This is a genomic window from Burkholderia sp. ABCPW 11, assembly GCF_001523445.1.
Taxonomy (GTDB): Bacteria; Pseudomonadota; Gammaproteobacteria; order Burkholderiales; family Burkholderiaceae; genus Burkholderia.
In genome coordinates, this window is record NZ_LOVM01000083.1 from 259,019 (window position 1) to 278,330 (window position 19,312).

The window sequence follows — 19,312 nt, forward strand, 5'->3', positions numbered from 1 at the left end:
GCACATGGCACGGAAACACATCCTCATCACCGGCGCGGGGTCGGGCTTCGGCCTCGAAGTCGCGCTACGGCTCGCCGAGCGCGGCCACGACGTGACGGCCGGCGTCCGCGCCGCCGCCGAGATCGACGTCGTGACGAGCGCCGCAGCGCAACGCGGCGCCGCGCTGCGTGTCGTCAAGCTCGACGTCACGTCCGCATACGACCGCGCCCGCGCGGCCGATCTCGACGTCGACGTGCTCGTCAACAACGCGGGCGTCGGCGAAGCCGGCGCGCTCGTCGATCTGCCGATCGAGATCGTGCGCGAACTGTTCGACGTGAACGTGTTCGGACCGCTCGAGCTCACGCAACAGATCGCGCGCGGGATGCTCGCGCGCCGGCACGGCAAGATCGTGTTCGTGTCGTCGATTGCCGGGTTGATCACCGGGCCGTTCACGGGTGCGTACTGTGCGTCGAAACATGCGGTCGAATCGATCGCCGAGGCGATGCATGCCGAACTGGCGCCGCACGGCATCCGCGTCGCGGTCGTGAACCCGGGCCCGTACCGCACGGGTTTCAACGACCGGATGATGGAAACGACACGGCGCTGGCACGATCCGGCCGTGCATACCGTGACGCCGGAAAAGCTGACCTTCCCGCTCGAACAGCACGACCCGGAGGAAATGATCGCGAAGATGGTCGACGTGATCGATAGCGACGGCGGCACGTTCCGCAACCTGCTGCCGCGGTCGGCGGAGGAATTCGTCCGCGCCGAGCAAGCGCATGCGTGGGATCGCCAGCAGTAATGCAACCCGGCGGCGGCAGGCGGTTCACGCAGAGGCGCCATGCCAGCCGCCCTCCACGCGGCGCGCAGCGTTCGCCATCGACGGCCGTCTCGACGGTCCGGACGCCGGCGACCGGCCAGTCGCCGCGCGGAGCCCGCGTGCAGGCGCGGCGGCATCAAGCCGCCGCGCCTGCGTTCAATACACGTCCCGCATATAGCGCCGCGCCTTCGAAAGCCGTGCGACGTAGTCGTTCGCGGCTTCGTCGGACATGCCGCCGTGCTCGGCGACGACCGCCTTGAGCGCCGTATCGACGTCCTTGGCCATCCGCGCGGCGTCGCCGCACACGTAGAAGTGCGCGCCTTCCTCCAGCCAGGCGAACAGCTCGGCGCCGTGCTCGCGCATCCGGTCCTGCACGTAGATCTTGTCGGCCTGGTCGCGCGAGAACGCGAGATCGAGCCGCGTGAGGAATCCGCTGTCGTGCATCGCGCCCAGCTCGTCGCCGTAGTAGAAGTCGGTCTGCGCGTGCTGCTCGCCGAAGAACAGCCAGTTGCGCCCGCGCGCGCCGCGCGCCCGCCGCTCGTGCAGGAAGCCGCGGAACGGCGCGACGCCGGTGCCCGGGCCGACCATCACGATCGGCACGTCGCCGTTCACCGGCGGCCGGAAATGCGCGGACTTCTGCACGAACACGGGCACGCGGCCGTCGTCCGCGCGATCGGCGAGGAACGTCGACGCGACGCCTTTGCGCGCGCGCCGGCCGTTGTGATAGCGCACGGCCGACACGGTCAGGTGAATCTCGCCCTCGTGCGCGCTCGGGCTCGACGCGATCGAATAGAGGCGCGGCTGCATGCGCTTGAGCATGCCGACCAGCTCCGCAGCCGACAGCTCGACCGGAAACTCGTGCAGTACGTCCGCAAGCTGTTGCCCCCACAACCACTGCTTGAGGTCGGCCTTGCGGTCTTCGCCGAGCAGCGACTTCAGCGCGCCGTTCGCGCTGCGCGACGCGATGAAGGCCAGCGTGTCCGGATGCGGGCGCGTGATGTCGAAGTGGCGCGCGAGCGCATCGCCGAGCCGGATATCGCCGATGCCCGCCACCGACACGGGCGCATCGGCCTTCAGCGCGGTGACGGACAGCAATTCCTCGACCAGTTCCGGACAGTTGGTGGGCCATACGCCGAGCGCGTCGCCGGTTTCGTATTCGAGGTTCGCGCCCTGGGTCGACAGCGACACGTAGCGCGTGTCCTTCGCGGCGCCCGGCCGGTTCAGCCGCAGGTTCGCGACGAGCTTCGACGGCGCCGGATGCGCCTTCGTCGGCAGCAGCCCCGACGGGCTCATCGCGCCGGACGGCACCGCGTGCAACGCGGCATCGGCCTCCTTGATCCGCGCGACGACGCGCTCGAGCCACCGGTCGGCATCGTGCTGGAATTCGACGTCGCAATCGACGCGCGCGCACAGGCGCACCGCGCCGAGCTCCGCGAGCCGCGCATCGAGCCGGCGGCCGTGGCCGCAGAACTGGTCGTAGTTGCGGTCGCCGAACGCGAGCACCGCGAAATGCACGCCGTCGAGGCGCGCGGCGCTGCCGGCCTGCAGCGCGTCCCAGAACTCGCTGCCGTTGTCGGGCGCATCGCCGTCGCCGAACGTACTGGTCATCAGCAGCACGTATTGCGCACCGGCCAGCGACGTGACCGGATAGTCGGACATGCACGCGGTGCGGATCTCGAAGCCCGCGTTCATCAGCTTCGTCGCGTAATCCTCGGTCAACGATTCGATGTTGCCGGTCTGCGATGCCCACAGCAGCACGACCTTCGGGCGCGGGCGCACGATGCGCACGCCGCCGGACGCGGCGGCGTCGGGCGGTAGCGCGGGCGCCGCGGCGCTCTGCGCGCCGGCAGGCAGCGAGCGGCTGAACAGGCCCGCGAGCATGCCGTCGAGCCAGAACCGCACGGGCGGCGTCAACGGCGCGCCGGCCGGCAGCACCGGCACGCCGCCTTCGCGCCGGCCGGCGCTCGCCTTCAGCCCGCTGACGAGGCCGGCCACGTACAGGCGCTCCGTATCGGTCAGCGGCGGCGGCGCGAGATCGGCGACGCCGAGCGCGGCCGCGAAAGTGTCGATGTCTGCCATGTCGGATTCCTGTGAGGCTGCAGCCTGCGCGATTGCCGGCGCGGGCCGCGCGTCGTCGGCGCATGTATCGGGTTGCGCGGTGTCGTCGGCGGCGGACGCGAACGCGTCGACCTCGACGCGCCGCAGCGCGACCGCGCAGTATTTCAGTTCGGGTTGCTGCGATTCCGGGTCGATCGCGTCGTTCGTCACCGCGTTGATGCACAGGTCGTCGCCGTATACGTCGTTCCAGTGCATCGGCGCGAAGCAGTTGCCGCGCCGCACGCGCTCGGTCACGACGGCCGGCAGCACCGCGCGGCCGCGCGCCGAACGGATCTCGACGCTGTCCTTCGCGGCGATGCCGAGCGCGCCGGCATCGTCCGGGTGCAGTTCGACGAACGGGCGCGGGTTGAGCTTGTTCAGCATCGCGACCTTGCCCGTCTTCGTCATCGTGTGCCACTGATGCTGCAGCCGCCCGGTGTTCAGCACGATCGGGAACGTGTCGTCGGGCAGCTCGGCCGGATCGACGTGCGGCCGCGCGAAAAAGCGCGCCTTGCCCGACTGCGTCGGGAACGCGATGCGCGGGGCGTCGCTGCCGTCGGCCGCCGTGCGCAGCGGCTGGCTCACGCCGTCGTTCAGGTAGCGGATCGGATGCCGCTCGCGCGCGGCGCCCGGTGCGACGGGCCACTGCACGGGCCCGTCGCGCAGCGCCGCATGGCTCGCGCCGCGCAGGTCGTAGCCGGTCGCCGGATTCGAGAAACGGACGATCTCGTCGAACACGTCGGCCGCCGACGCATAGTCGAACGCATCGCCGAAGCCCATCGCGCGTGCGACTTCCGCGACGATGCGCCAGTCGGGCAGCGCGTCGCCGGGCGGCGCGACCGCCGCGCGCATCAGCGTCATGTTGCGCTCGGAGTTGATCATCACGCCGTCGCCTTCGGCCCACAGCGCGCCGGGCAGCAGGATGTCCGCGTAGCGGTTGGTCTCGGTGTCGAGGAACGCGTCCTGCGCGATCACGAGCTCCGCCGCCTGCAGCCCGGCGATCACGTTGCGCCGGTTCGGCACGGTCGCGACCGGGTTCGTGCAGACGATCCAGCATGCCTTGATGTCGCCGGCCGCCATGCGCGCGAACAGGTCGACCGTGCCCTTGCCCGTGTCCTTGCGCAGCGTGCCGGCCGGCACGCGCCACAGATTCTCGACGAAGCGGCGATCGTCGTCGGATGCCACCGAGCGCTGCCCGGGCAACCCCGGCCCCATGTAGCCCATCTCGCGCCCGCCCATCGCGTTCGGCTGGCCGGTCAGCGAGAACGGCCCGCTGCCCGGGCGGCAGATCTTGCCGGTCGCGAGATGCAGGTTGCAGATCGCGTTGGTGTTCCATACGCCGTGCGTGCTCTGGTTGAGCCCCATCGTCCAGCAGCTCGTCCATTCCTGCGCGTCGCCGATCCATTGCGCGGCCGTGCGAATGTCGGCTTCGGCCAGCCCCGTGATCTCGGCAACGCGCTCGGGCGTGTAGTCGGCGAGGAACGCGGGCATCGCGTCCCAGCCCTCGGTGTATGCAGCGATGAACGCGGCGTCGGTGCGGCCGTTCGCATGCAGCAGATGCAGGAGCCCGTTGGTGAGCGCGAGATCGGTGCCCGGCCGGATCTGCAGGAACAGGTCGGCCTTGTCGGCGGTCGCGGTGCGGCGCGGATCGACCACGATCAGCTTCGCGCCGGCCTTCACGCGATCCATCATCCGCAGGAACAGGATCGGGTGACAGTCGGCCATGTTCGCGCCGATCACGAAGAACAGGTTCGCGCGGTCGAAATCCTGGTACGACCCGGGCGGGCCGTCCGCGCCGAGCGACTGCTTGTAGCCGGTGCTCGCGCTCGCCATGCACAGGCGCGAGTTCGACTCGATGTTGTTGGTGCCGACGAAGCCCTTCGCGAGCTTGTTCACGAGGTATTGCGCCTCGATCGACATCTGCCCCGACACGTAGAACGACAGCGCGTCGGGCCCGTGCGTATCGAGCACCGCGCGCAGCCGCCGTGCAGTCTCGGCGATCGCGTCGCGCACCGGCAGCGGCACGAGGTCGTCCTCGCGCGCGCGCCGCACGAACGCGCGGTCGAGCCGCCCCGAGCGACGCAGCGCGACGTGCGCCGACGAACCCTTCGTGCACAGCCGCCCGAAGTTGGTGGGATGGTCGGCGTCGCCGGACACCTTGACGACTTCGCCCTCCTCGACGTGCAGCACCATCCCGCAGCCGACGCCGCAGTACGGGCACACGCTCTTGACGGGGGTGGCGGTCATGCGTGCTCCCGGGCGCTCAGGCCGCGATCCACACGAAGCCGTCCTCGACCCGCGACGGATACGCGTTCACCGACTGCTCGGGCGCTTCCAGGCATTCGCCGGTACGCAGGTCGAAGTGCTGCTTGTACAGCGGCGATGCGACCACGATGCGCTCGCCGAGGCTGCCGATCAGCCCGCGCGACATCACGGCGGCCTGCGACACCGGGTCGACGTTGTCGATCGCGAACACGCCGCCGTCGGGATGGGCGACGTGAAACACCGCGACCTGCTCGCCGTTGACGAGCGCGCACACGCCGGTGTTCGGCACGATGTCGTCGAGCGGGCACACGCGGGTCCAGGACAGCGGAAGACGATCGTTCATGATGGGCTCCTTGAAAAAGACGCTGGTGTCGGCGAGGGTCAAACGGTTGCGGGTTCGGCGACGACGGGAATCGACACGGGCTTGCCGCCCGCGCGTTCGCCGGGCGTCGCGGGCCGGATCTGGCCGCGCGTCTCGACGAATTCGATGGTCGTGTCCGGCGCGTCGCTGTTCACGAAGTGGCGGAAGCGCTTGCGCGTTTCCGGATCGGTGACGGCCCGCTTCCATTCGCACTCGTAGGTGTCGATCACGTGCTGCATGTCGGCTTCGAGTTCGGCCGCGATCGCGAGCGTGTCGTTCACGACGACGTCGATCAGGTAGTTGAGGCCGCCTTCGAGGTTGTCGCGCCACACGCTGGTGCGTTGCAGGCGGTCGGCCGTGCGCACGTAGAACATCAGGAAGCGGTCGATGTAGCGGATCAGCGTGTCACGATCGAGATCGGACGCGAGCAGTTCCGCGTGGCGCGGCTTCATCCCGCCGTTGCCGCACACGTACAGGTTCCAGCCCTTCTCGGTCGCGATGACGCCGACGTCCTTGCCCTGCGCTTCCGCGCACTCGCGCGTGCAGCCGGACACGCCGAACTTGATCTTGTGCGGCGCGCGCAGCCCCTTATAGCGATTCTCCAGATCGATCGCGAGGCCGACCGAATCGTCGACGCCGTAGCGGCACCACGTCGACCCGACGCACGATTTCACGGTGCGCAGCGCCTTGCCGTACGCGTGCCCCGACTCGAAGCCGGCCGCGATCAGCTCCTCCCAGATCGACGGCAACTGCTCGACGCGCGCGCCGAACAGGTCGACGCGCTGGCCGCCCGTGATCTTCGTGTACAGGCCGTATTTTTTCGCGACCTGGCCGACCGCAATCAGCCCTTCCGGCGTGACTTCGCCGCCCGGCATGCGCGGCACCACCGAATACGTGCCGTCGCGCTGGATGTTCGCGAGGTAGTAGTCGTTCGAATCCTGCAGCCCCGCGTGCTCCTTCTTCAGCACGAACTCGTTGAAACACGACGCGAGGATGCCCGCGACGGCCGGCTTGCAGACGTCGCAGCCGAGCCCGCGGCCGTGCTTGCGCAGCAGTTCGTCGAACGTCGTGATGCGCTCGACGCGGATCAGGTGGAACAGCTCCTGGCGCGAATGCGCGAAGTGCTCGCACAGATGGTTGTTGACCGCGAGGCCCTGCTTCTTCATCTCGGCCTTCATGATCTGCGTGACGAGCGGCACGCAGCCGCCGCACGACGTGCCGGCGCCGGTGCACGTCTTCAGCGCGCCGAGGCTCGTCGCGCCGTCGGCCACGGCCGCGCAGATCTGCGACTTCGACACGTTGTTGCACGAGCAGATCTGCGCGGCCGCGGGCAGCGCGTCGACGCCGATCGCGGGCTTCGCCGCGCCGTCCGACGACGGCAGGATCAGGAATTCCGGCGACTCGGGCAGCTCGATGCGGTTCAGCATCATCTGCAGCAGCGTGCCGTACTCGGCTGCATCGCCAACCATCACCGCGCCGTGCAGGAACTTGCCGCAGTCGGACACCACGAGCTTCTTGTAGACCTGGCGGCGCTCGTCCGCATACTGGTAGGTGCGGCTGCCGGCCGTCGTGCCGTGCGCGTCGCCGATGCTCGCGACGTCGACGCCCATCAGTTTCAGCTTCGTGCTCATGTCGGCGCCTGCGAACGCAGCGGCGGCGGCGTCGGCCGCGCCGCCGAGCTGTTTCGCCACCACGCGCGCCATGTCGTAGCCGGGCGCGACGAGGCCGTACACCGTCCCGTTCCAGGCCGCGCATTCGCCGATCGCGTAGATATCGGCATCGCTCGTGCGGCATGCGTCGTCGATCGCGACGCCGCCGCGCGGGCCGATGTCGAGCCCGCACGCGCGGGCCAGTTCGTCGCGCGCGCGGATGCCGGCCGAGAACACGATCATGTCGGTGTCGAGATGCGTGCCGTCGGCGAACGCCATCCGGTGCGCGCCTTCGTCGCCGTCGACGATTTCGAGCGTGTTCTTGCCGGTATGCACGGTCACGCCGAGCGCCTCGATCTTCGCACGCAGCATCCGGCCGCCGCCGTCGTCGACCTGCACGGCCATCAGGCGCGGCGCGAATTCGACCACGTGCGTGTCGAGCCCCATGTCGCGCAGCGCCTTCGCGCATTCGAGGCCGAGCAGCCCGCCGCCGATCACGACGCCGCGCTTCGCGTGCGCGCCGCACGCCTGCATCGCTTCGAGATCCTCGATCGTCCGGTACACGAAGCAGCCCGCGCGATCGCGGCCCGGCACCGGCGGCACGAACGGACGCGAGCCCGTGGCGAGCACCAGCTTGTCGTACGCGAGCGTTTCGCCCGACACGAGCGTGACCGTATGCGCGGCGCGGTCGATCGACGCGACTTGCGCGTTCACGCGCAGGTCGAACTGCGGATGGCGCTCGAAGAAGCCGGGCTCGACGAGCGACAGGTCGTCCGCCGACTTGCCCGCGAAGAATTCCGACAGGTGCACGCGATCGTAGGCCGGGCGCGGTTCCTCGCCGAGCACGGTGACCTGCAGCGCGCCGGCCGTGCCGGCTTCCGCCGCGATGCATTCGAGGAGCTTGTGGCCGACCATGCCGTGGCCGATGACGATGAGTTTCATGATGACGGTTCCTTCGGTCGATCAGTTCGCGGCGCTCGCGGCGGCCAGCGCGCGATCGCGCAGCTCGGCTTCGCGCGCCTTGTGTTCGTCGCTGAAGCGCACGGCCATCGCGCACAATGCGGTCGCGGTGACCGCGAGGCCAAGCAGGCTCAGCGTGTGCTGCACGTCGCCGACGCCCTTCAGCAGGAAGGCCGCCGCGACCGCGCCGACGTTGCCGCCCGCGCCGACGATCCCCGCGACGCCGCCGAGCGCCTTGCGGTCGATGAACGGCACGAGCGCGTAGGTCGCACCGCACGCCATGTGCGTGAAGAGGCCGAAGGTCAGCATCGCGACGAGAGCGATGCCGATGCCTTGCGCATGCGAGAACCAGATCAGCCCGAGCCCTTCGCCGACGATCAACGCGCACAGCAGCATCGCGCGCACGTCGAGGCTGCGGCGGGCGGCGATCTTGTCGGACAGCCAGCCGCCGAGCGCGCGGGCGAACAGTGCGAGCAGGCCGAACAGGCCGACCGCGAAGCCGGCGTCCTTCAGCGACAGCTTGAAGTGATCGACGTAGTACAGCGCGGCGATGTTGTGGATGAACACCTCGACGCCGAAGCAGGCGCCGTACGTGACGAACAGCATCCACACGCGGTAGTTGCCGCAGGCGGCGAAGAAGCTCGCCCAGCCGCCCTTCTTGCCGCTGTCGACCGTCACGCCCTGCTTGCGCAGCGCGACGAAATCGCCTTGCGGGCAGTCCTGCGTGAAGCGCCAGTACGCCCACGCCATCGCGAGCATCGCCACGCCAGGCACGATCAGCGCGATGCGCCACGACGAACCCTCGCCGAAGCCGAGCATCAGGCCGGCGGCGACGAGCAGCGGCATCAGCGCCTGCGTCGCGCCCGCGCCGGCATTGCCCCAGCCGGCCGTCGTCGCGTTCGCGGTGCCGACCACGTTCGGCGCGAACATCACCGACGTGTGGTACTGCGTGATCACGAAGCCCGCGCCGATCGCGCCGATGCCGAGCCGGCAGATCAGGAACCACAGGTAATCGTGCGTGAACGACACGGCGAACACGGGGATCGCGCCGAGCAGCAGCAGCCCGGCATACACGCGGCGCGGGCCGAAGCGGTCGCACATCGGGCCGACCAGCAGCCGCACCGCGATCGTCGCGGCCACCGCGGCGATGTTGATGTTCGCGACTTGCGCCGCCGTGAGATGGAATTCGCGCGCGATCAGCGGCATCAGCGGCGCGCACGCGAACCACGCGAAGAAGCATATGAAGAACGCCATCCACGTCAGATGGAACGCGCGCATCGGCGCGGTGCGGAGGCTGAAGAGATCGATACGGGTAGCTTTGTCGGTCATGTCATCCGCCAAACGAAAAACGGCGTCCTGCGCACCCGGTCTCGTCGAGAGACCCGATGCGTAGGACGCCGTTGCCCATGAAGCCCGTTGCCGGGCGCTTCTGTTGATCGGTACTGCAGGCGAATCGCCGTTGATCCGCTCGCACCAGCTTATGCAAACGCCATGCCATATCGGCCCGAATCGCGCCGGCAGCCCCGCCGCGCAAGGCTCGCCGGCCAACATGCGCCGCGCTCCGGCACGCGGCGCGCGATGCGTCGCGATGCAGCGAGGCACAGATGTGGTGCGCTGCAGCACTGTCACCGTGCGACATTGCGGTGCGCGCCGACGGGGCGCGATGCACGCCGATGCGGCATCGCGACGGCCGGCGCGCGGCAAGGGCATGCATGCGCGCGGCCATCGCGCGGTGCGTCGCGGCACGCGATGCCCACGCATGGGGCCGGTTGGCCCGGATATTGCTGAACCCCGTGCATCACACCGGCAACGGCGCCGGTGGGCAGTCCCCGCAAAACCCCGCTCGCGCTTCACGCGAGCCTCCAGGACAACGGCGTCCCTCCGCGCTCGGCCACGGCCGGATGCCGGTGCGTTTCGACCGCCCGCCGCCGCCGCGCAACAACGCGTTATCAGACCGCCGCAGGGATGCGATGCGGCACAGGAACACGACATGACGACAGGCAAAGTCACGCTGCTGGGCGCCGGCCCCGGCGATCCCGATCTCCTCACGCTGAAGGCGGTGAAGGCGCTGGCCGCCGCCGACGTGCTGCTGCTCGACGATCTCGTCGCGCCCGGCATCGTCGAACTCGCGCCGCAGGCGCGCGTGATCCGCGTCGGCAAGCGCGGCGGCTGCCGCTCCACGCCGCAGGCGTTCATCGAGAAGCTGATGCGCCGCCACGCGTTGCGCGGCGCGCACGTGGTGCGCGTGAAAGGCGGCGACGCGCTGCTGTTCGGGCGCGCCGGCGAAGAACTCGCGACGCTGCGTGCGGCCGCGATTCCCGTGGAGATCGTCAACGGCATCTCGTCGGGATTCGCCGCCGCCGCGAGCCTCGGCATCTCGCTCACGCACCGCGAGCACTGCCAGGGCGTCACGTTCGTCACCGCGCACCGCCAGGACCACGGCGAACCCGACTGGGCACGGCTCGCGGCGACCGGCACCACGCTCGCGATCTACATGGGAATGAGCCGCGTCGACCGCATCGCGGCGGGCCTGCTCGCCGTGCTCCCGGCGTCGACGCCGGCGGCGGCGGTGCAATGGGCCGGCACGCCCGACGAGCGCCGCTGGACCGGCACGCTCGGCACGCTCGCGGGCGGCATCGAAGCCGCGCGGCTCGGCAGCCCGGCCGTGATCCTCGTCGGCGGCGCGATCGGCGTAGCGGCCGCCCAGAGCGCGGACGCGGCAACCGGCGCGGCGCTTGCGCGGGCCGCCTGACGTGCGCGGCATCGCGCGGCTTCGGCCGCTCCCCGTTTCCTTCGCCGCCGGCCGCGCGTGCGGCCCGACTACATCGTTCGCCCCTTGCACCGACGCGTCACTGCCCCTGTTGCCCGCCACATGAGTTCGCCTGCCCTGCCCGCCCGCCTGCGCGTGCTGCTCGTCACCGATACCGACAAGCCGATCGGCGAACTCGGCGACGCGCTTTCGCGCCTCGGCTACGAGATGCTGAACGACGTCGCGACGCCCGCGCGCCTGCCGGTGGCCGTCGAGGAGCAACGCCCCGACGTCGTGATCATCGATACCGATTCGCCGTCGCGCGACACGCTCGAGCAACTCGCGGTCATGCATGCGACCGCGCCGCGCCCCGTGCTGATGTTCAGTCACGACGCCGACCAGGAACTGATCCGCGCGGCGGTCGGCGCGGGCGTCAGTGCGTATCTCGTCGAAGGGTTGTCGGCCGAGCGCCTCGCGCCGATTCTCGAAGTCGCGCTCGCACGGTTCTCGCACGACGACGCGCTGCGCCGCCGGCTGGCCGACGTCGAGCGCGAACTCGCGGAGCGCAAGCTGATCGATCGCGCGAAACGCGTGCTGATGGACCAGCGCAAGCTGTCCGAACACGACGCGTATGCGGCGCTGCGCAAGCGCGCGATGGATCAGGGCATGCGCATCGTCGACGTCGCGCGACAACTGCTCGACGCGTCACCCCAGTCATGAGTGCAATGAATACATCTCCTCCCGCCGCGCCGGAACGCGCACATCTTCGCCTCGGGTTCGTCGCGCTCAGCGATGCGGCCCCGCTGATCGTCGCGCAGCGCCTGAACCTCGGCGCGCGCCACGGCCTCACGCTCGAACCGAGCCGCCAGCCGTCGTGGGCGGCCGTGCGCGACAAGCTGCTCAGCGGCGAGCTCGACGCCGCGCATGCGCTGTACGGGCTCGTCTGCGGGCTGCAGCTCGGCATCGGCGGCCCGCAGGCCGACATGGCCGCGCTGATGGTGCTGAACCGCAACGGCCAGGCGATCACGTTGTCGCGCGGCCTCGCCGACGCGTACCGCCAAACCGCGAGCGTGCGCACCGCCTTCGCGACGCTCGGCCGCAAGCCGCTGCTCGCGCAGACCTTCCCGACCGGCACGCACGCGATGTGGCTGAACGCGTGGCTCGCGTCGCACGACGTCGATCCGCTGCGCGACGTGCGCAGCGTCGTGATTCCGCCGCCCGAGATGGTCGCCGCGCTCGCGGGCGGCGAGCTCGACGGCTTCTGCGCGGGCGAACCGTGGCATGCGGTCGCCGAAGCATGCGGCGCGGGCCGGACCGTTGCCGTCACGAGCGAGATCTGGCCCGATCATCCGGAGAAGGTGCTGGCGACCCGGCGCGACTTCGTCGCGCTGTATCCGGCCACCGCACGCGCGCTGATCCGCACGCTCGTCGATGCATGCGCGTGGCTCGACAGCGCCGCGCACCGCCGCGAGGCGGCCGACTGGCTTGCGTCGCCCGACGCGCTCGGCGTGCCGGCCCGGCTGATCGCGCCGCGCCTGCTCGGCGACTACGGCGCGGGGCCGTTCGCCACGCCGCCGCTGCCGATCCGCTTCCACGACGGCGGCGCGGTGAACCGGCCCGATCCGCGCGAGGGCCAGTGGTTCCTGTCGCAATACCGACGCTGGGGCATGCTCGACGGCGCGCACGACGACGCAGGCATCGCCGCGGCGATCGCGCAGACCGCGTTGTATGATGCTGCGGTCGCCGAAGGCGGCGCAGCGGGCCCGTCGCGGGCGTGACGCGCGCCGCGCGGTGCAGCCGACGTGTGCTGCCGGGCCGGGGTGCCCGGCCGGTGCCCGCTCGTGCCGCTCGTGCCGCTCGTGCCGGTCGCGCGACACCGCCTCGCCACTCCGTCCCCGATCCGAATCGATGCCGAAACGAACGCGCGAGCCGCTCGACGTGCTGCTCACCGAAATCCGCGCGTGCCGTGCGTGCGAAAACGACCTGCCGCTCGGCCCGCGCCCGGTCGTGCGCGCGCATCGCGACGCGCGCATCCTGATCGTCGGCCAGGCGCCGGGCGCACGCGTCCATGCGAGCGGCATCCCGTGGGACGACGCGAGCGGCAAGCGGCTGGGCGACTGGCTCGGCGTCGAGCCCGACACGTTCTACGACGAGACGCGCTTCGCGATCGTGCCGATGGGCTTCTGCTACCCGGGCCGCGGCGCGAGCGGCGACAACCCGCCGCGCCCCGAATGCGCGCAACTGTGGATCGACCGGCTGGTGGCCGAACTGCCGTCGATCCGGCTCACGCTGCTGATCGGCCAGTACGCGCAGCGGCATTTCCTGCACGGCACGCGCAAGGCGACGCTGACCGACACCGTCCACGCGTGGCGCGACTACGGGCCCGCGATCCTGCCGCTGCCGCATCCGTCGCCGCGCAACCAGGCATGGTTCAAGCACCATCCGTGGTTCGACGCCGAGGTCGTGCCCGAGCTGCGGCGCCGGGTCGCGCCGCTCGTGGCGGGCTGACCGCGCACGCGCCCGTCCCCGTCGCGCCCGGTTCGCTGTACCATCGCGGCTCAACCGCGTCACGAACAGCAGAATCCTTCATGCCCTCCACCGCCCCGCCGCGCCTGTACGGGATGCCCGAACGCAGCGACCGGCTCGATTTCTACATCCGCGACCAGGCGTCGCGCCAGGCGATCACCGAGCCGCACCGGCACGCGTATTTCCAGATCCAGTTCAACCTCGGCGGCGACACCGAGCAGCGCATCGGCGGCGTCACGCGGCCGTTTCCGCGCGGCGCGCTCGCGTTCGTGCTGCCGCACCGCGAGCACCTGATACCGCATCCGGAAGGCGCGCACTTCATCGTGATCAACTTCAGCCAGGCGTTCCTGCGCGCCGATCTCGACGTCGATCCGCTCGATCTCGAGGACGTGCCCGCGCACCGCTTCCCCGAACTGACGCCGTTCCGCTTCCAGGAGCACCTCGATTTCATCCTGACCGGCGACACGTACGACGAAGCGCGCCGCCTCGCGCTGTGCATGCTCGACGCCGACCGCGTGCGCACCTTCGGCTCGACCACGTTGCTGCGCGGCTACCTACTGCAACTGATCGGGCTCGTCTGCACGCAGTACGCGGGCGCGCTCGACAAGCTCGCGCAGCGCGGCGCCCAGCGCGCCGGCCGGCGCGACGCGCTGGCCCGCGTGCTGCGCCACGTGCGTGCGAACCTGACCCGCGAGGACCTGACGCTCGCCGCGACCGCCGAAGCCGCGTTCCTCTCCCCGAACTACCTCGCGCACCTGGTCCGCAAGGAAACCGGCAGCACCTTCACCGATCTCGTGACCGAGCGCCGGATCGCGCTGGCGCAGTCGCTGCTGGCCCATACCAGCCGGCGCATCGCGGACATCGCACGCTCGGTTGGATTCCGCGACGAAGGGTATTTCGCGCGGCGCTTCCGCGCGCGGGTCGGCGTATCGCCGAAGGCCTATCGCGACGCGAACGCCGCGTTGCCCGACGGCGACGATGCGCCGGGCACCGCCGACGCGTAGTTTTGTCCCGGTAAAACGTAGTTGCGTCGCATCCGGGCGCACGCGCGTCGGGTATCGTTGCACGCATGCCGGCGCGGTGCGCCGGCCATCCGTCTTCCTGCCGAACGAGGGCCATCCGATGTCCGCCTATGTCATCGACGCCGCCGAGCGTCCTTCCGTCGAAGTCGACCAGTCGTCCGCGCGCTTTCCGGTGCGCCGCGTATTCTGCGTCGGCCGCAACTACGCCGATCACGCCCGCGAAATGGGCGCCGACCCCGACCGCGAACCGCCGTTCTTCTTCACGAAACCGGCCGACGCGATCGTCCCGGCCAGCGGCACGGTCGCCTATCCGCCGCTGACGAACGATCTCCATCACGAAATCGAACTGGTCGTCGCGATCGGCAAGGACGGCCGCTCGATCGATCCGGCCGACGCGCTGTCGCACGTGTGGGGCTACGGCGTCGGCGTCGATCTCACGCGCCGCGACCTGCAGGCCGAAGCGAAGAAACTGAGCCGCCCGTGGGACTGGGCGAAGGGTTTCGACGCATCGGGCCCCGTGACCGCGCTGCGCGCGGCGACGGCCACCGGCCATCCGGCCGCCGGCCGCATCTGGCTCGCGGTCAACGGCGACACGCGCCAGCAAGGCGACCTCGCCGACATGATCTGGGCCGTGCCCGACGTCATCGCGTACGTGTCGCGCTCGGTCGAACTGAAGGCCGGCGACCTGATCTTCACCGGCACGCCGGCAGGCGTGGGCGCGCTGCAGCCGGGCGACCGCGTGACGGGCGGCGTCGACGGCATCGCGACGTTCGAATTCGTGGTCGGCGCGAAGCCGTAACGGCGCTTGCGGGGCGGCCGCCTGCCCGGGCCGCCCACGATACCCCGATGCCGGTCAAGCGTACCGGCGCAGGAAGGCGTCGGCGACGGCCGGCGGATTCAGCGCTTTCGCCGATGCGTTTTCCAGCGCCTCGGCTGCGTCGTCGTCGCCGATCGACACGAACAGCGTGATGGCCGCCCGGTCGTCGCCCGTGCCGAATACGCCGTCGCGATCGAGCAGGCGCAATGCCTCGATCATGTCGGCGTGCAGTTGCCGCGAAAATTCGGCGAATCGCGACCGGACGAACTGCGGGCTCAGCACTTCGTCGGCCAGCCTGCCGCAGATCGCGTTGAACGGCGACGCCTCGGCCGCCGCGTACGCCCATTCGGAAACACCCCACACGAACCGCGGATCGTCGTCCGCCACCGCCTGCTGCGCACAGATCCGGCGCAGCCCTTCGACCGAATTGGCTGCCGGCGCCACCGTCATCGCGCCGCTGTCGGTGTACAACGCAAACGCGTAGAAATGCTCGTCCGGGTGCAACGCCCGCAGCGCCCGGAAGGTCGCCCTCGCGGCATCGGCAATGTCCCGCTGGAAATCAGAAAAGTCGCTCATCGCATCCTCGTCCAGTCGCCCTTCGTGCTCGTCGGGACACGCAGCGCGCGGATCGTGCATCGTCTCCCGGCATGCGGCGGATTGTCCGTCATTCGGCCGCCCGCCGGTACCGGGGCGCACCCGCGCTCACCGCCCGGCGTCCTGCGCGTCGAACGCCCGCACGCACACGGCGGCCGCCAGCGCGAGCGCCGCCGACAGCAGCATCGTCGCGAGCGGCAGGTAGCCCGCGTTGGCGGAGGTCAGCAGCGCGCCCGTCAGCGACGACAGCGCGGCGCCGCCGCCGATCGTCATCGCGCCGGCGAGCCCCGACGCGCTGCCCGCCAGTTCCGGCCGCACCGACACCGCGCCCGCATGGGCGTCGGGATTGCTCAGTCCATTGCCGATGCCGACCAGCACGCACGGCCCGAACCACGCGAGCGCGTGCGTCGCGCCGCCGAACACGAGCACGAGGCCGATCAGCGGGCCTGCACACGCCACGACCCGCCCGCACAGGATCGTCGTGGCCGGCGCAAGGCGGTGCGCAACCCGCGCGGCCACGAAGCTTCCGCACACGAACCCGGCCGTGATCGTCCCCATGTAGAAGCCGATCTCCGCCGGCGCGATGCCGAACAGCGTTTTCGCGGCGAGCGGCGCGCCGGCCAGAAACGCATGGAACGCACCCGTCGAAAACGCCATGCACAGCGCATAGGCCCAGAAACGGCGCGCACGCAGCAGCGCCGGATACGCGCGAAACTGCTGCCCGAAGCTCGACGGCCGGCGCGTATGGGTTTCGACGAGATCGAGCGCACACCAGGCGAACAGCGCGATGCCGACTGCGGCCAGCAGCCAGAAGCTCGCGCGCCAGCCGGCCGTCTGGTCGAGCGCGCCGCCGAGCGTCGGGCCGAGCATCGGCGCGAACGCGGCGGCCATCGCCGCATAGCCGATCCGGCTCGCCGCGCGCGCGCCGCCGCCGGCGTCGCGGATCGCTGCCATCGACACGGGATAAACCGACGTGATCGCCGCCTGCATCAGCCGGCAACCGAGAAACACGCGGATATCGGTCGCCATCGCGCAACCGAGCGAACCGAGCGCGAATATCGCGACGCTCGTCAGCACGACCGGGCGCCGCCCGAACCGGTCGGACAGCGGCCCCGTCACGCATTCGAGCGACGCGGCCACCACCGCATACCCGCCGAGCGACAGCGCGACGAGCGCATAGTCGGTGTGCAGGTCGCGCACGATCGCCGGCAGCGACGGCAGGAACAGGCTCAGCGGCAGCACTGACAACGCGCACAGCAGGATCAACGTCGCATGTCGCGGCGACGCCGGGTCGGAAGCGGTCGACAGGTTCGATGCCAAGCGGATGCCCTCCCGCGCACGGGCCGCATGGCCGCGCGCAACACAAAAAAAAGCCCCCGAACGAGTCGGGGGCGCATGGGTGCCGGCGCGGTGCCGCTACCGGACCCTGCGCCTGTGGACTACTACGATGAAGCAAGCCGTTTTCATGCCGAATGGCTCCTGAATGCGTGGCGGACCGCCAGCGATACCGGACGATGTTAGGTGGACGAGCGCCCCCGCGTCAACGCCCTACCGCGTGCGCACCGAGACGAACTTCCGCGCGTTGTTGCGCTGGATCAGCACGGCGATCACGCTGCCGCCGTTCGCTTCGAGCGTCTGCACGTCGTCCGGCGTCTCGAGCAGCGTGTCGTTGAGCTCGAGCACGACGTCGCCCGGCTGGATGCCTGCGCGCGCGGCCGGGCCGTGCGCCGCGTCCACCATCATCCCGACCGCGAGCCCCGTCGAACGGCGCTCGTCGTCGCTCAACGCGTGCATCGTCAGTCCGAGACGGTCGCCGTGGTCGCCGCTGTCGCCTGCGCCGCCGGTACCCGGCCGCGGCCGCGCGGCGGCCTTCGGTGCGACCATGCCGATCGTCGCCGCCGCGGTCCCGCCCGCCTCGTCGGCGCCTGTGATCGTCAGCGTCATCGGCGCACGGTTGCGAATCACGCGCAGCGGCGCCTTCCCGCCGGGCGGCAGCGCGGCGGCCAGGTCGTTCAGTTCGGCCGAGCGACCGATGGCCGTGTCGCCCATCTTCACGATCACGTCGCCGGGCTTCAGGCCGGCCGCGGCGCCCGGCGAGCCGGGCTCGACGCCGTTGACGAGCGCGCCGGCCGGGCGCGGCAGCCCGAACGCCGCGGCCAGACCGACGCCGACGTCCTGCACGTCGACGCCGAACGCATTGGCGGACGGCGCGCCCGGCGCGGGCGCCTGAGGCTGCTGCGCCTGCATCTGCGCCTGTTGTTGCGCGCGCAACTGGGCACGCGCCTTTGCCGCGAAAGCGATCGGGATGGCGAAGGTCGTGCTCGCGTAGCGGTCGGCGCCGGTATAGACCTGCACCGCGATGCCGATCACGTCGCCCGCGCGATTGAACACGGGGCCGCCCGAGTTGTCCGGGTTCGGTGCGATGTCGGTCTCGAAGAACGGGAATGCGCTGCCGTCCGGCAGCCGGCGCGACGTCGCGCTGACGATGCCGGCCGTGACCGTGTTGCCCGACCCGTCCGGCGCGCCGATCGTCATCACCGGTTCGCCCGCGCGAACTTTCGACGAATCGCCGATGTGCACGAACGGCAGCTTCGTCGCGTCGACGCGCAGCACGGCCACATCGCTTTGCGGATCGACGGCGAGCACCGTCGCCTTGAATTCGCGGCGGTCGACGAGCCGCACCGTCACGTCGGTCGCCTCGTCGACCACATGGGCGGACGTGAGGATCAGTCCATCGGCGCTCACGATGAAGCCCGAGCCGCTGCCGGACACCGCGCGCGGCGCGATATCGGGTGCCGGCGCCTGCGGCCCCTGTGCGGGCGGCGGTGCGCCATGGCGGAAGAACGCGGCGAGCGGATCGTCGGGATCGAGGATGGCAAAGGCCGGCCCGCCGGTTTGCGGATCGGGTGTGGCGGCCAGGATGGTCACGACCGCTGGGCCGTAGCGCTCGACGATCGCCGGGAAATCGACCGGCATCGCGTAAGGCGCGGCGGGTGGCCGCGCCTTCGTCGCCGGCGGTGCGGCGTGCGGTGCGAGGGTGCCGGCAACGGCGGCGGGCGGCGGCAAACATCCGGCAAACACGCCCCCGATCAACGCGGTGCGAAGCACGGCGCGAGCAAGCGTCTGGCAAACCACGGTGCACCTCCCCCGGGCAGTCGCGACGCCACCGTGCGCGAGACGCGCAGGCGCCCGACAAGCACCGGTACACCCAACCATTTATAGCCTACGCGCCGGGGGGAACATACGAATCGAAACCCGTATGCCGGGAGGTGCCGTGGCGGCGGAACCGCGACGGCGTTCGTTTCGAACAAAGCGCGCGGTTCGTCAATCCGAACATCCACCACGCATCGGTGCGGACGTCAGTGCCAGTGCCATCGTCGCAGTCTGCGGCCGGACATGCCACCTGTCGCGCATCGCAGACAGGTGGCCCGCACGCCGCAAACGGTCCGTCATCGGCCCCCGTCCATCGACGA

Annotated in this window: 14 protein-coding genes; 7 read left to right on the plus strand and 7 right to left on the minus strand. The window is 70.6% G+C overall.

Translation table 11 applies throughout. The annotated features are described in order from the left end of the window. Positions 1 to 4 precede the first annotated feature (4 nt). Positions 5 to 781, plus strand: a complete 777-nt coding sequence (locus WS61_RS28255) for an SDR family oxidoreductase (RefSeq protein ID WP_059505419.1) — start codon at positions 5 to 7, stop codon at positions 779 to 781. A 174-nt stretch (positions 782 to 955) separates the two neighbouring features. Here WS61_RS28255 and WS61_RS28260 read toward each other — a convergent pair whose 3' ends face one another. From WS61_RS28260 to WS61_RS28275, 4 genes are read right to left on the minus strand one after another with little or no spacing between them, the layout of a single operon-like run. Then, entirely contained in the window at positions 956 to 5,143 is a 4,188-nt protein-coding gene (locus WS61_RS28260) for a bifunctional nitrate reductase/sulfite reductase flavoprotein subunit alpha (protein WP_059505421.1), read from the minus strand. Positions 5,144 to 5,159: 16 nt separating this feature from the next. Then, a complete protein-coding gene (gene nirD, locus WS61_RS28265) occupies positions 5,160 to 5,504 on the minus strand; it encodes a nitrite reductase small subunit NirD (protein ID WP_059505423.1) in 345 nt (114 codons plus the stop codon). 38 nt (positions 5,505 to 5,542) lie between these two features. Continuing rightward, positions 5,543 to 8,113 carry a nitrite reductase large subunit NirB gene (gene nirB, locus WS61_RS28270; RefSeq protein WP_059505425.1) on the minus strand — a complete coding sequence of 857 codons (2,571 nt, stop codon included), beginning with the start codon at positions 8,111 to 8,113 and terminating at the stop codon, positions 5,543 to 5,545. A gap of 21 nt (positions 8,114 to 8,134) precedes the next feature. After that, entirely contained in the window at positions 8,135 to 9,460 is a 1,326-nt protein-coding gene (locus tag WS61_RS28275) for an MFS transporter (protein ID WP_059505427.1), read from the minus strand. 661 nt (positions 9,461 to 10,121) lie between these two features. Between WS61_RS28275 and cobA the strand changes: the two genes are divergently transcribed. The 6 genes from cobA (at position 10,122) to WS61_RS28305 (ending at position 15,227) form a co-directional block, all read left to right on the plus strand. Further along, complete coding sequence (cobA, locus tag WS61_RS28280) at positions 10,122 to 10,883, plus strand: uroporphyrinogen-III C-methyltransferase (RefSeq protein ID WP_059505429.1); 762 nt, start codon at positions 10,122 to 10,124, stop codon at positions 10,881 to 10,883. A gap of 120 nt (positions 10,884 to 11,003) precedes the next feature. Then, entirely contained in the window at positions 11,004 to 11,600 is a 597-nt protein-coding gene (locus WS61_RS28285) for an ANTAR domain-containing response regulator (RefSeq protein ID WP_059505431.1), read from the plus strand. A 5-nt stretch (positions 11,601 to 11,605) separates the two neighbouring features. Further along, positions 11,606 to 12,658 carry a CmpA/NrtA family ABC transporter substrate-binding protein gene (locus tag WS61_RS28290; protein ID WP_059505433.1) on the plus strand — a complete coding sequence of 351 codons (1,053 nt, stop codon included), beginning with the start codon at positions 11,606 to 11,608 and terminating at the stop codon, positions 12,656 to 12,658. A 130-nt stretch (positions 12,659 to 12,788) separates the two neighbouring features. Further along, a complete protein-coding gene (locus tag WS61_RS28295; RefSeq protein WP_059505434.1) occupies positions 12,789 to 13,388 on the plus strand; it encodes a uracil-DNA glycosylase family protein in 600 nt (199 codons plus the stop codon). 80 nt (positions 13,389 to 13,468) lie between these two features. Next, positions 13,469 to 14,410 (plus strand): helix-turn-helix transcriptional regulator, encoded by a 942-nt coding sequence (locus WS61_RS28300; RefSeq protein WP_059505437.1) that lies wholly within the window; start codon positions 13,469 to 13,471, stop codon positions 14,408 to 14,410. Positions 14,411 to 14,528: 118 nt separating this feature from the next. Further along, positions 14,529 to 15,227, plus strand: coding sequence for a fumarylacetoacetate hydrolase family protein (locus WS61_RS28305; protein ID WP_034204722.1), 699 nt, complete (start codon positions 14,529 to 14,531; stop codon positions 15,225 to 15,227). Positions 15,228 to 15,281: 54 nt separating this feature from the next. Here the strand turns inward: WS61_RS28305 and WS61_RS28310 are convergent, their stop codons facing one another. From WS61_RS28310 to WS61_RS28320, 3 genes are all read right to left on the minus strand, one after another. Beyond that, on the minus strand, positions 15,282 to 15,821 hold the full coding sequence (locus tag WS61_RS28310; RefSeq protein WP_059505523.1) for a DUF4303 domain-containing protein: 540 nt from the start codon (positions 15,819 to 15,821) through the stop codon (positions 15,282 to 15,284). 126 nt (positions 15,822 to 15,947) lie between these two features. Continuing rightward, complete coding sequence (locus tag WS61_RS28315) at positions 15,948 to 17,159, minus strand: MFS transporter (protein ID WP_059505438.1); 1,212 nt, start codon at positions 17,157 to 17,159, stop codon at positions 15,948 to 15,950. A 228-nt stretch (positions 17,160 to 17,387) separates the two neighbouring features. Beyond that, entirely contained in the window at positions 17,388 to 18,974 is a 1,587-nt protein-coding gene (locus WS61_RS28320; protein WP_179949718.1) for a trypsin-like peptidase domain-containing protein, read from the minus strand. Between the last annotated feature and the right edge of the window lie 338 nt (positions 18,975 to 19,312).

Coding starts and splice junctions, on each gene's coding strand:
- WS61_RS28290 (WP_059505433.1), top strand. CDS start 11,606: ATGAATACATCTCCTCCCGCCGCGCCGGAACGCGCACATCTTCGCCTC.
- WS61_RS28285 (WP_059505431.1), top strand. CDS start 11,004: ATGAGTTCGCCTGCCCTGCCCGCCCGCCTGCGCGTGCTGCTCGTCACC.
- WS61_RS28295 (WP_059505434.1), top strand. CDS start 12,789: ATGCCGAAACGAACGCGCGAGCCGCTCGACGTGCTGCTCACCGAAATC.
- nirD (WP_059505423.1), bottom strand. CDS start 5,504: ATGAACGATCGTCTTCCGCTGTCCTGGACCCGCGTGTGCCCGCTCGAC.
- WS61_RS28310 (WP_059505523.1), bottom strand. CDS start 15,821: ATGAGCGACTTTTCTGATTTCCAGCGGGACATTGCCGATGCCGCGAGG.
- cobA (WP_059505429.1), top strand. CDS start 10,122: ATGACGACAGGCAAAGTCACGCTGCTGGGCGCCGGCCCCGGCGATCCC.
- WS61_RS28305 (WP_034204722.1), top strand. CDS start 14,529: ATGTCCGCCTATGTCATCGACGCCGCCGAGCGTCCTTCCGTCGAAGTC.
- WS61_RS28275 (WP_059505427.1), bottom strand. CDS start 9,460: ATGACCGACAAAGCTACCCGTATCGATCTCTTCAGCCTCCGCACCGCG.
- nirB (WP_059505425.1), bottom strand. CDS start 8,113: ATGAAACTCATCGTCATCGGCCACGGCATGGTCGGCCACAAGCTCCTC.
- WS61_RS28260 (WP_059505421.1), bottom strand. CDS start 5,143: ATGACCGCCACCCCCGTCAAGAGCGTGTGCCCGTACTGCGGCGTCGGC.
- WS61_RS28300 (WP_059505437.1), top strand. CDS start 13,469: ATGCCCTCCACCGCCCCGCCGCGCCTGTACGGGATGCCCGAACGCAGC.
- WS61_RS28255 (WP_059505419.1), top strand. CDS start 5: ATGGCACGGAAACACATCCTCATCACCGGCGCGGGGTCGGGCTTCGGC.